At 58.5% G+C, this 12,500-nt stretch carries 10 protein-coding genes; 8 read left to right on the top strand and 2 right to left on the bottom strand.

Annotated features, from left to right (window positions below):
• Window positions 1-9: 9 nt before the first annotated feature.
• Together IE087_RS05915 and IE087_RS05910 are read right to left on the bottom strand one after the other, a co-directional pair.
• On the bottom strand, window positions 10-1,908 hold the full coding sequence (locus tag IE087_RS05915) for a phosphatidylglycerol lysyltransferase domain-containing protein (RefSeq protein ID WP_189368401.1): 1,899 nt from the start codon (window positions 1,906-1,908) through the stop codon (window positions 10-12).
• 162 nt (window positions 1,909-2,070) lie between these two features.
• Window positions 2,071-2,388, bottom strand: coding sequence for a DUF1476 domain-containing protein (locus tag IE087_RS05910; protein WP_189368400.1), 318 nt, complete (start codon window positions 2,386-2,388; stop codon window positions 2,071-2,073).
• A 150-nt stretch (window positions 2,389-2,538) separates the two neighbouring features.
• On the opposite strand from IE087_RS05910, the gene purC reads away from it, so the two are divergent.
• From purC to IE087_RS05870, 8 genes are all read left to right on the top strand, one after another.
• Window positions 2,539-3,300, top strand: coding sequence for a phosphoribosylaminoimidazolesuccinocarboxamide synthase (gene purC, locus IE087_RS05905; RefSeq protein ID WP_189368399.1), 762 nt, complete (start codon window positions 2,539-2,541; stop codon window positions 3,298-3,300).
• An 11-nt stretch (window positions 3,301-3,311) separates the two neighbouring features.
• Window positions 3,312-3,542: a phosphoribosylformylglycinamidine synthase subunit PurS gene (purS, locus tag IE087_RS05900; RefSeq protein ID WP_189368398.1), complete on the top strand. Its 231-nt coding sequence runs from the start codon at window positions 3,312-3,314 to the stop codon at window positions 3,540-3,542.
• A gap of 115 nt (window positions 3,543-3,657) precedes the next feature.
• Entirely contained in the window at window positions 3,658-4,326 is a 669-nt protein-coding gene (purQ, locus tag IE087_RS05895; RefSeq protein ID WP_189368397.1) for a phosphoribosylformylglycinamidine synthase subunit PurQ, read from the top strand.
• A 37-nt stretch (window positions 4,327-4,363) separates the two neighbouring features.
• Window positions 4,364-6,145: a sensor histidine kinase gene (locus tag IE087_RS05890; protein WP_189368396.1), complete on the top strand. Its 1,782-nt coding sequence runs from the start codon at window positions 4,364-4,366 to the stop codon at window positions 6,143-6,145.
• Window positions 6,146-6,151: 6 nt separating this feature from the next.
• Window positions 6,152-7,486, top strand: a complete 1,335-nt coding sequence (locus IE087_RS05885; protein WP_189368395.1) for a sigma-54-dependent transcriptional regulator — start codon at window positions 6,152-6,154, stop codon at window positions 7,484-7,486.
• A gap of 113 nt (window positions 7,487-7,599) precedes the next feature.
• The gene (locus IE087_RS05880; RefSeq protein WP_229801290.1) at window positions 7,600-8,268 is read left to right on the top strand and encodes an HAD family hydrolase; all 669 of its coding nucleotides are present in this window, start codon (window positions 7,600-7,602) and stop codon (window positions 8,266-8,268) included.
• Window positions 8,269-8,375: 107 nt separating this feature from the next.
• Window positions 8,376-9,182 (top strand): endonuclease/exonuclease/phosphatase family protein, encoded by an 807-nt coding sequence (locus IE087_RS05875; RefSeq protein ID WP_189368394.1) that lies wholly within the window; start codon window positions 8,376-8,378, stop codon window positions 9,180-9,182.
• A gap of 494 nt (window positions 9,183-9,676) precedes the next feature.
• On the top strand, window positions 9,677-12,472 hold the full coding sequence (locus tag IE087_RS05870) for an Rne/Rng family ribonuclease (RefSeq protein ID WP_189368393.1): 2,796 nt from the start codon (window positions 9,677-9,679) through the stop codon (window positions 12,470-12,472).
• Window positions 12,473-12,500: the final 28 nt, after the last annotated feature.

The raw sequence follows: 12,500 nt of genomic DNA, 5'->3' as shown, positions 1-12,500 counted from the left end.
GACCAATTGTCATGCCACACGACGTGAAGCCAGTTCATAATTCTCATCTTCTTGATGAGCCGCGTTTGCATTTGAGGCGATCAGGGTCGTGGGCAGAGGATCCGGTACGCGTACTGTACGGGCGATATCGGCCAATCCCAGCACAAGGCCCGCCCAGGTCGGCGCGGCAGCATATCTGGGGATCCAACGTGGCGCGAATGCGGATTTGAACTGGCGCAGACCGGTGCCGCCCGCATGGCGTAGGGCCACCTGCCCAGCCCACCGCCAAAACGCGCTGCTCGGGTCCGGGCAGGCGGTGACCGAGGCGAGGCTGACCTGCCGGCACTTCATGGCCCTTGCGTCCAACAGGGCACGATGCACCAGCGCATGCATTGTACCGTCTGGCGCGTCTGCGCCGTGGCGCATGATGTCGAGACACCAATCTCGAGGGCCATGATGGAAACTTACAAACCCTATCAGATCTTCACCTGAATAAGCGCTGACAACCCATTGACTTGAAACATAATATGGGCAATATCGCCCCATGCTGCCGCCGCGAGCCTTCCCGCACTGCTTTTGCCATTCGGCGTCAATTTTCGCGGCCGCGCCGTGTGGCAATGGCGCATCTGAACGCAAAGTGATCCCTGCCTTTTCGGCGGCGCGCAACTTGCGGCGCAACCTGCGGCGCAAAGGCGTTTCAATGTTGTAGCGTTCCAGATCAACGATGGCGTCATCGGCAATATGAAGCACAGCCCACCCAGCGTGCCGCGCCTGTTGCGCCAACCGCGGACCGGATTTGTAGAGCATTGGGCTTCGCCCTTGGGCCTGTGCGGTTCGGCGCAACCATCCCAATAGGGCCGCATCGGCGCGCCCGTCTGGATCGGTGAACAGAGTGCACGTTTGCGATGTCGGCCAGATTGGCGCGCGTGCACCGGATGTCATCGGTTCCACGTAACCGTTGTTCTGGCGCAAGGCCTGTGCCTCGCTGCGCAACAGTGTTTGCCACAGCGGTGCAGTTCGCGCTTTTTTCATCACAGTTGGCAGGGGGCGCAACATGGCGAGAATGGCCAGACAGGCCGGTGCCGCATAGTAGACGATGCGAAATGCCAGAATGGCTGCTAGGACACTCGCCTCAGCACCGGCTCCGGCAGGCAAGGCGGCAATCAGGATCAACTCAAAAGGGCCAACACCACCGGGTGTGTTCGACATCAATCCGCAGCCCAGGGCGACCATGAACAGGGGCAGCAGAACGGCAAACGTCATTGTGGCTGGCGGCAACAACACCCAAAGCGCGGCTGCTGCCAGCGCCATGTCGGCCAACGCCCAGATCAGGATTGAACCGGCAATCCGCAGGCTTGGCAGCGCAATGAGGTGTTGCCCGATGCGCAAGGTTGGACACCAGAACAAAGTGGCGGCAGCGGTAGGCAGCAGTACAAAGGCGCCTGCAGACAGTGGAATCGTCCATGACGGGGCAGGCAAGACAGCGCTGACCAGCCCGGTGACGCACGCCCAGGCGACGACGAAGGTCAGTGATACGAATGTCGACAGTTTCAGCGCTTGTGTAATGCACATGTCGGGCAGCATGCGCCACCGCGCCAGAGCGCCTGAAACGAGACCGAAACCGATTGTCTGACCAATGGCGATTCCGACGGCGCCTGTGATGCGCGCCTGTCCTTCGGGCACCTCGGTGCCCAATGTGCGATGGGCCTGTACGTCATATTGGGCGACTGCGAAAAAACTGCCGGCCGTCAGAATAGACGCCAGAACCCATTGGAAGGTCGTGATATTGGCCAGTTGTTGAGGCAGGCTTGTTACCACGTCCATCGGGACTTGTCGGGACAAAAGCATGATGCATGCCGCCAGGATCATCATTGGCATGCCGACACGAAGGGCAGCGCGCACCACTGCCAATGCTTGATTTCGCTGCATATCCCAACCCTTTCCCTCAGTCCCCGATCAAGGGCTAGTGGGCAAGGGTGTGTCTTTTCTTAACGGTCGGCTAGCAATTGGCGACAATGAAAACTAAAAAGCGCGCACTCGAGACGGTGCGCGCTCTTCAAAGGTTCAAGATCAGGTAGCAAACGATTGGGTTTATTCCATTTCGATCATCAATTGGGCTTTGGCTTCTGTCATTAGTTCCGCCATTTTGGCGCGGATGGTTGCTTCGTCCGACTTGGCGCCAAGGTCGCCTGCCACCTTGCGGTACACGTCTTCGTCGCCGGCTTCTTCGAAGTCGGATTTTACCACTTCACGCGCATATTCCTCGGCGGCGTCACCGGTTTTACCCATAAGGTCTGCGGCCCAAAGGCCCAACAGCTTGTTGCGGCGGGCATCGGCCTTGAATTGCATTTCGGCGTCATGGGCGAATTTGTTTTCAAACGCGCTTTCGCGCTCGTCAAAGGTGCTCATTGGCCACCCCCTCTCTGGCTTGTCTTTGTTCCAGATATGCAGGCCAGGGCGTGCCGCGCAACCCCATTGCTTGCGGCAATTGGGTCGATTGCTTATGAGGTGGCCATCGGCGGGGAGACTCACGACCCCTGCACACGCGAAAGGACGCCCATGGCGCGACGCAAGAAGATTTACGAAGGCAAGGCCAAGGTTTTGTACGAAGGCCCTGAGCCCGGCACGATTGTCCAGTACTTCAAGGATGATGCCACTGCCTTCAACGCCCAGAAAAAAGACGTTATTGAAGGAAAGGGCGTGTTGAACAACCGCCTGAGTGAGTTCTTCATGACCGGCCTTGGCCAAATCGGGGTGCCCACCCACTTCCTCAAACGGCTGAACATGCGCGAACAGTTGGTGCGTGCCTGTGAAATCGTGCCGCTGGAAGTGATCGTGCGCAACTACGCGGCGGGCACGATGAGCGAGCGTCTCGGGATCGAGGAAGGCACGCAATTGCCGCGCCCGATCGTCGAATACTGCTACAAGGACGACAAGCTGGGCGATCCGTTGGTGACCGAAGAGCATATTGCGGCCTTCGGTTGGGCCAGCCAGCAAGATATGGACGATATTCTGTCGCTCGCGCTGCGAGTCAACGACTTTCTAAGTGGGGTCATGTTGGCCGTTGGCATCCGTCTTGTAGACTTCAAGATCGAGATTGGGCGTGTGTATGACGGTGACTTCATGCGCTTGATTGTGGCTGATGAAATTAGCCCCGATAGCTGCCGCTTGTGGGACATTGAGACGGGTCAGAAACTCGACAAAGATGTATTCCGCCGCGATCTTGGTAACCTCACCGATGCCTATACCGAAGTTGCACGGAGACTTGGTGTGATGCCCAAGAACGCCGCCGCCATTTCGAAACCGACGCTTATCAACTGAAAGAGACCGACATGAAAGCGACCGTGCACGTGATGCTGAAAAACGGCGTTCTGGACCCGCAGGGCGAAGCTGTGCGCCACGCTCTTGGGGCCTTGGGCTTTGGAGGTGTGAATGGCGTGCGCCAAGGCAAAGTGATCGAACTGGACCTTGCGGAAGGCACCGACGAAGCCGAGGTGACCGCGATGTGCGAGAAGCTTTTGGCAAACACGGTGATCGAGAGTTACCGGGTGGAAATGAGCTAGGCCCTTAGCGGTTTCGAGTTGAGACTGGAGTATCTCATCGCCTGAAGCCGTGGGGATGTGGCGCGAGTGTCTAGTTGAGATGCTGGCAAAACCTGGACACGAAGGAGTGTGTAACTTGAAAGCAGCCGTTGTCGTTTTTCCCGGGTCGAACTGTGATCGTGACCTCGCCGTTGCCTTTCGCAATGCGGGTGCGGATGTCGAAATGGTCTGGCACAAGGACACCGCTCTTCCCAAAGGAGTGGACATGGTGGGTGTGCCGGGCGGTTTTTCGTTTGGTGATTACCTGCGATGTGGGGCCATTGCGGCCAATTCACCGATCTGCAAGGCGGTAAAGAACCACGCGGACAAAGGCGGTTACGTTCTGGGCGTATGCAATGGTTTTCAGGTTCTCACCGAAACCGGTATCTTGCCGGGTGCGCTATTGCGCAACGCCGGTTTGAAATACATCTGCAAGCCAGTTGGCCTAAAGGTTGAGACTTCGCAGTCGGCCTTTACCGAAGGGTACAATGCGGGCGATGTGATCGACATCCCGATCGCCCATCATGACGGCAACTATTTTGCAGACGAAGGCACGTTGAACGCTCTTGAAGATACTGATCGCGTTGCATTTCGTTACACCGACAATCCGAATGGTTCGCAGCATGACATCGCAGGCATCTTGTCAGAGAACCGGCGGGTTCTTGGCATGATGCCCCACCCGGAGCGGGCGGCCGATAGTGGCCATGGTGGAACCGACGGACAGGCGCTCTTCCGCGCAGTAGTGGGGCAATTGACGTCTGCGTGACTTGAGCCGGAACCATCGACGCCGTAGGTTCCATGCCATGTCAGCTGCTAATAGATCCAATGCGCCCCGCACCTCCGCCACAAGTTGGCGCGTGCGCATTGCACTTGTAGTTCTGACCGTTGCGGCGGTCACAACGGTGTTTTTCACCAACCGGTTGCTGACAGACAGGTTCACCGAAACCACGCGGAACCGGGCCGAGCTGAGGCTCGCCTTGTATTCTGGCAACTTGCTGAGTGAACTGCGCCAAAATCAGATTGTTCCGCAACTCTTGGCGCGAGATCCGACATTGATCGGCGCTTTGAACAGTCAGGATTATCAACAATCGACTCAACGCTTGATCTCTTTTGTAGAAGAAATCGGTGCAGCCAACCTGTACCTGCTGGATCGCGACGGGCGCACTGTCGCGGCGACGGACCGCAATCGCCTCGGGTCAAATCATCGAACAGAGCCGTTTTTCATCAACGCATTGCGGGCAAGCGGCACCATCTTCACGCTGGCAGAACGCGAGGCGGGGGGCTTTGACTTCACCTACTCTCGGCGTGTGACAGCAGGTGGGGACGTGCTTGGGGTGATCGCTGTTGAGGTGGATTTGCAGAAGTTCGAACGGGCATGGGCAGGCATATCTGCGGCCGTACTGGTGACGGACAGTGCTGGCCAGATTGTCCTGAGTACCGAGCCGCGTTGGCGTGGTCGGACGGAAGAGGATGCGCTCGCGCGCCAGACACCTCAGAGCGCAATTGAACGTGCCATCCGGGCCACGGCTGATTGGACGGCGCTGCCACCTGACGCATATCTGCAAGGTGAAGGTGTGATGCGCCTTGAGGCGCGTATCCCATTCCGTGGGTGGCGGATGACCTCGTTTACCACCTATGCTAGTGTGCGTGAGCGCGTAAACGGTGTTCTGGCGCTTGAAATCATGGGATTCGCCATTCTTCTGGCGCTCGCTTTTTATGCAATGAGCCGCAGGTCAGCTTTGCGGCTGGCTTTGTTTGCGCGGGAGTCGGCAGAGCTTCGCCATCTGAATGTGCAGTTGCAGCGAGAAATCGCCGAGCGAAAACGTGTGCAGGAAGACCTCGCGCAGGCTGAACAAACGCTTGAGCAGTCGTCAAAATTGGCCGCGTTGGGCGAGATGTCGGCAGCGGTCAGTCACGAGTTGAATCAGCCACTTGCGGCGATGAAAACCTACCTGGCAGGCGCGCGTTTACTGCTGCGCCGAAACCGCCCGGACGAGGCTTTGGTCAGCTTCGGACGCATCGACGATCTGATTGAGCGGATGGGTGCAATTACCCGGCAGCTCAAGTCCTATGCCCGTAAGGGGCAGGACGCGCTGAGCCCTGTAAACATGGGCGATGCGCTGGCGTCCAGCCTGTCGATGATGGAACCGCAGCTGCGGCAGCGGCGGGTTCTGATCAACCGCGTTGTGCCCCCTGAACCGATCGAAGTGCTTGGGGATCGGATGCGGATTGAACAGGTCATGGTGAACCTGTTGCGAAATGCCATTGATGCCACCAAGTCTGAACGGGAGCCGCAGGTTGATATCATCCTCTCTGCGGGCGAGACGGCGACCTTGACCGTGCGTGACAATGGACCGGGTATTGAGGATTTGGACAGTCTGTTTGAACCTTTTTACACCACAAAGCAGCCAGGCGATGGCGTAGGGTTGGGCCTTGCTATCTCTTCCGGCATTGTAAACGATTTAGGCGGACGGCTCGTGGCCCGCAACGGACAAGCGGGCGGTGCCGTCTTTGAAATGCAGCTTCCGATCCTCGATGATGAGGGTTCGGGAGGTGAAGACAACAAGATCAGAGCGGCGGAGTAAGCCACAATGACACAAGCCATGAAAATTGCCATCGTCGATGACGAGCAGGACATGCGCCAATCTATCAGCCAATGGCTGGCCTTGTCAGGCTACGACACCGAAACCTTTGCCAGTGCAGAGGATGCGCTGAAGGTGCTGGGGCCAGAATATCCCGGTATCGTGATTTCAGACATTAAGATGCCCGGCATGGACGGGATGCAGTTTTTGAAGAAGTTGATGGGCAATGACAGCGCCTTGCCCGTCATCATGATTACGGGCCACGGGGATGTGCCCATGGCGGTCGAGGCGATGCGGGTGGGGGCGTTCGATTTTCTCGAAAAGCCCTTTAACCCCGACCGGATGAGCGAGCTTGCCAAGCGCGCCACCGGCGCCCGCCGCCTGACCATGGACAACCGCGCCCTGCGCCGTGAGCTTAGTGATGGCGGCCAGCTGATGAAGAAGCTGATTGGTCAATCACCGGTAATGGAACGCCTGCGTGAGGACATTCTGGATCTGGGTCAGGCCGATGGTCATGTTCTGATTGATGGGGAGACCGGCACCGGCAAGACATTGGTGGCGCATGCCTTGCATGCCGTTGGTAGCCGCGCTGGCAAGAAATTCGTGCTGGTCAGTTGTTCGGCTTGGGAAGAAGAGGCGCTCGCCAAGCGCCTTTTTGGTCCCATGTTGCCCGAGGACAGTGCCTTGCCCGCAATCGAAGAAGCCCGTGGCGGGACCCTTGTTCTTGAGGATATCGAGGCCCTGAGCGAAGCCCTGCAGGCGCGGCTGTTGTCCGTGATCAACGAACAGGGCACTCCGGCTGAATCCCGCATTGTCGGCATCTGTAACATGCAGGAGGCGGGCCGGACCTGTGAGGATGCGCTGCGTCCGGACCTCTACTACCGTCTGGCGGCACTGAAAATCACCGTGCCGCCGTTGCGCCAACGGGGTGAGGATATTCTGACCCTGTTCACACGGTTGAGCGACCAGTTTGCTGATGAATATGGATGTGAGGCACCCAAGGTGTCGGCCCAAGAGGCAGCCCAACTGTTGCAGGCGCCGTGGCCGGGCAACGTCCGCCAGCTGATCAATATTGCCGAGCGTGCCGTGTTGCAGGCGCGTCGTGGCACCGGTTCCATTGCGTCTCTGTTGATGAACGATCACGAAGAAATGCAGCCGGTGATGACGACCGAAGGCAAGCCTTTGAAAGAATATGTAGAGGCGTTCGAACGTATGCTGATCGACAACACGATGCGTCGGCACAAAGGGTCCATCGCCAGTGTCATGGAAGAGCTTTGCCTGCCGCGTCGGACGCTAAACGAGAAGATGGCCAAGTACGGTTTGCAGCGTTCTGACTATCTCTGATCACCTTACGTGACAGCTTGTTGAAACAAGTGACCGCCGGGGAACTCGGCGGTCGTTTTGTTTCGTCTGCGCGCGTGGCATGAGTGCGGCATTGGTGTTGGGAGTTTGCTGTGATGATGCCGGATGCGTTCCTGTTTGACATGGATGGGCTGCTTTTGGACAGCGAGCGGATCTATTCCGCGGTAGCGCAAGAATTGCTGGTGCCGCATGGATTTGCGGCGCCAGAGGTTGAGGCACATTTTCTGACACTGGTTGGGGTTTCGGGCGATGCGGCGCGTCAACGGATTGCATCATTTTTGGGCCCGGATTTCGATCTGGCCGGATTTGATTCTGTCTGGCATTCCGAGGTCTCTCGCCGTGTAGCGGAGACCGTACCATTACGCCCCACGGTGCGAGACAGCGTCGAACGGTTGGCCGGGCAGGGGGCCAGGATGGCTGTTGTGACCTCGACCAATGGCGACACGGCCCGCGGACATCTGGATAAGGCAGGGCTTTTGCAGCATTTCGAAGTGGTCGTCGGCGGTAATGAAGTGCCGGCGCGCAAACCGGATCCCGCGCCCTATCTTCAAGCGGCCACGGCGTTGGCCATCGATCCAACCCGCTGCGCAGCGTTTGAGGACAGCGACAGTGGGATCACAGCGGCTGTGCGTGCCGGTTGCATCGCTGTTCAGGTGCCTGATTTGCGCCCTGCTGACCGGCCTTTGCCTCCGCTCGGGCAGCGGGTTGCCCCCGATTTGTGGGCCGCCATCGAAGAGGTTGGCGGATTTGGAGCTTTCCCCTAGCCACATAAGAACACCCGGCACTGATCCGCTAAGCACGCTTGCCTGTCCTCGCCGGTGGTGAGACGGTGCAATGGCGTGAGGTATGTAGTTGGTGGGGGCATGCGAGGATGAGGATTGTCAGCCTGAATGCCTGGGGTGGGCAGGTCTGGGATGCGCTTGCGTCTTGGGTCGCTAGTCTGGATGTGGACGTTTTGTGCCTCCAAGAGGTGACACGCGCGCCGGTGCGGAGCCCGGAATGGTTGCGTTATGTCGATCCCTATCGCGACTTGGCGCAGCGGGCGGACCTGTTCGGCGACATTTCTGCGTTACTTCCGGACCACCAATCCTTCTTCGCGGCGGCCACGCGCGGTGTTTTGACAGATCACGAAGGTGCTGCCGTTCCCTCTGAACATGGTTTGGGATTATGGGTCCGGCGCGACTTGGCCGTCACAGAGCTGGCACAGGGTTTTGTCCATGGCGAGTTTCGGCCGGACGGGTGGGGTGCGGAACCCGTGCCGCGCACGATGCAGGTGGTGCGATTGCAGGACCCCAGTTCGGGTCTGGGGCTGTGCGTCGGCCATTTTCACGGGTTGCGTGACCCGGCAGGCAAGGGGGACACAGCAGCACGTACCCTGCAGACAGAACGTGCGATTGCCCTATTTCGCTCGCTTTGGCCGCAAGACATCCCGGCGGTGCTTGCCGGGGATTTCAACTTGTTGCCAGACAGCGCCAGCTTTGCGCAGTTTGAACATGTTGGGCTGCACGATCTGATCGCGCATCATGGCATCACCGACACCCGCACGGCCCTTTATGAAAAAAGCCAGCGCTTTGCGGACTACATGCTGGTGTCTCGGGATTTGTTGTTCGGTGCGGCCTTTGATGTGCCGGGGCGACCCCAAGTGTCAGATCACCGACCCTTGATCCTGTCCATCTGATCCGTTGTCCGGGTGTTCGTCAGGCGACCGTTTGACGGCCGGGTGTTTTCGATGGGCGGTGGATTTCTTCGAACGGCAAAAGAATGGGAAACTGCGTCATTTGCCGGTTCGGGCGATTGCCCATTGTCATTTGCCCCGCCTTACACTTATCTAAAGGGATGAAGCAAAGACGCATTGCGCGTCACTTCGTATGAGTTTCGCTGTTGGACGGAACGGACAGGACCCCCTGCCGCAGTTCACAGACCGATTGGGCCAGCAATGGCCACGAATTGCTGACGCGGACCAAGGTCTGGCGCAGCTTATGAACGGACACGCTGCAGCAAAGCACCGTGTCGGAGAAGAACCGCGATGACGCGCGTGAGGACAGTACAGTTCCCGGCAGAAGGCCCCTCCGGCCTGATCTGCAGCGCGTCCATATTCGCCCAGACAAGACACGCCCCCAATGCGCTTGCGCCGCCAGGTGCCAGACGATTGCGGGCGCGCAATGGACTTTCATGCCAAAGAAAATGCTTATCGATGCCACCCACGCGGAAGAAACTCGCGTTGTGGTGGTTGACGGAAACAAGGTCGAGGAGTTTGACTTTGAATCCGAAAACAAACGCCAGCTTGCTGGCAACATCTATCTTGCAAAAGTAACACGGGTCGAGCCGTCGCTTCAGGCGGCGTTTGTGGACTATGGCGGCAACCGCCACGGCTTTCTGGCTTTTTCCGAGATTCATCCGGATTACTACCAGATTCCTGTCGCCGACCGTGAGGCGCTGATGGAGGAAGAGCGCGCCTATGCCGAGGCGATGAAGGCGCGCGACGACGATGAGGACAAACCCAAGCCGACAAGAAAACGGTCGTCACGGTCAAAGTCCAAGGCGTCGAAAGCCGCTGATACGGATGCTAAGGTATCGACCGAGATTGAGGGGATGGAGACCATCGACCTCGATACAGGCGCTGACTCTGAAACTGATGTGGCCGTGCCCGAGGGAGAGGCGTCCTCTCCAATGGAAACAGTCAAGGATACACCGGTTGATACGCCGGAAGCGGGCGAAGAGCTTGCCGAGGCTGACGACACCGCTGAGAGAGCTGAACCGGTTGAAACGGATGCCGATGAAGAAAGTTCGGCTTCCGAAGCGGCGGCGGTAGAAGAAGCAGAAAAAGCTGCAGATGCGGACGAGGCTGATGAGGCGGAGCAAGATGCTTCGACTGCCGATGCCGGTGAGGATGATGACGTCAAAGCAAAGGGATCGGATGCGACATCCAAGGATGACAGCATTGAATCCGTTGCAGATGAGGATGACAGCGAAGACATTCGTCCCCCGCGCAAACCGCGCCCACGCCGTTACAAGATTCAGGAAGTCATCAAGGTCCGTCAGATTTTGCTGGTGCAGGTCGTCAAAGAAGAGCGCGGCAACAAGGGCGCTGCGCTGACCACTTACCTGTCGTTGGCGGGTCGCTACTGCGTCCTGATGCCCAACACAGCGCGAGGTGGCGGCATCTCCCGCAAGATCACCAACGCCGCAGACCGCAAGAAGCTCAAGGAAATCGCTAACGAGATCGAAGTGCCGCAGGGCGCTGGCCTTATTGTACGTACTGCAGGGGCCAAACGCACGAAGGCAGAGATCAAGCGCGATTATGAGTATCTTCAGCGGCTGTGGGAACAAATCCGTGAATTGACTCTCAAATCCATTGCGCCAGCGAAAATCTATGAAGAGGGTGACCTGATCAAACGGTCGATCCGCGATTTGTACAATCGCGAGATTGACGAGGTGTTTGTCGAGGGCGAGCGCGGCTACCGCATCGCCAAGGACTTCATGAAGATGATCATGCCGTCCCACGCCAAGAACGTGAAGCAATACCAGGACAGCCTGCCGCTGTTCGCACGTTATCAGGTCGAAACGTATTTGGGAGGCATGTTCAACCCGACCGTTCAGTTGAAGTCGGGTGGCTACATCGTGATTGGTGTGACAGAGGCACTTGTCGCCATCGACGTGAACTCGGGTCGCGCGACCAAGGAAGGGTCGATTGAAGAGACCGCGTTGAAGACGAACCTCGAGGCCGCCGATGAGGTCGCCCGCCAGTTGCGCCTGCGTGACCTGGCTGGTCTGATCGTCATCGACTTCATCGATATGGATGAGCGCAAGAACAACTCGGCCGTTGAGAAGCGGATGAAAGATCGGTTGAAGACCGACCGTGCGCGTATTCAAGTGGGTCGCATCTCGGGCTTTGGCCTGATGGAGATGAGCCGCCAGCGACTGCGTCCCGGCATGATCGAAGCCACGACGCAACCCTGTCAGGCCTGTCACGGCACGGGTCTGATCCGCTCGGACGATAACCTTGCCCTGTCTATTTTGCGACAGATCGAGGAAGAAGGCACACGCCGCCGGTCGCGCGAGGTGTTGATCAAAGCGCCGGTTGGGATTGCAAACTTCCTGATGAACCAGAAACGCGAGCATATCGCGCAGATCGAGGGCCGATACGGTCTGTCGGTGCGTATCGAAGGTGATCCGCATCTGGTCAGCCCTGACTTCTCGCTTGAGAAATTCAAGACAGCGACCCGTGTGGTCAAGGCCGTGGATATGCCTGTCGTGTCCGTTGACACGTCGATCATGGATCAGGTGGATGAGGAAGAGGATGCCGCGCTGGCGGATGCTCCGGACGCGCCTATTGGTGAAGACGGAGAGCCCAAGACCAAGCGCCGTCGGCGGCGGCGTCGCAGCCGGAGCCGTAGCAAATCGTCCTCCACCGAGGTGACAGACGCAACTGCAGACCAATCCGACGCAGAGGTTGTGGATGACGCGGAAACGGTGACCGATGATGCCGTGCCGCAGGTCGAGGAGGCCGAGGCTGCGCCGGAGAAGGTCGAGGAGGCCGAGGCTGCGCCGGAGAAGGTCGAGGACGCACCGAAGAAGAAAACGACCCGTAGCCGTTCATCTCGGTCGCGGACTTCGACCAAGGCAAAGGTTAAAACCGATGCGGTAGAGGTTGACGCAACGCCGGAAGAACCGGCAGCTGAAGCGCCGAGTGCACCCGAAGCCAAGGATGCCCCTGCTGAGGAAGCAGCGCCTAAGAAAACCACGCGATCAACGCGATCACGCAGCACCAAGTCGAAGACGGCCAAGGCCGAAGAGACGCCTCCAGTGGCTGCCGAGGCCAGTGCCGAGGACGTGGCGGTTGTAGCAACGGACCCCGCGCCAATCGAAGAGGTGAAGGTGCCCGAAGCCGTGGCCGAAGTTTCTCCGCCGGCGCCAGAGGAGCCGCCGAAGCCGAAAAAGCGTGGCTGGTGGTCGCTTGGCAAATAAGAAAAAGGGGCGTGCCGGTGGCGCGCCC

Source organism: Tateyamaria omphalii, from assembly GCF_014651375.1.
In the GTDB taxonomy this organism is placed as follows: domain Bacteria; phylum Pseudomonadota; class Alphaproteobacteria; order Rhodobacterales; family Rhodobacteraceae; genus Tateyamaria; species Tateyamaria omphalii.
This window is presented reverse-complemented; position numbering and strand designations above follow the sequence as displayed.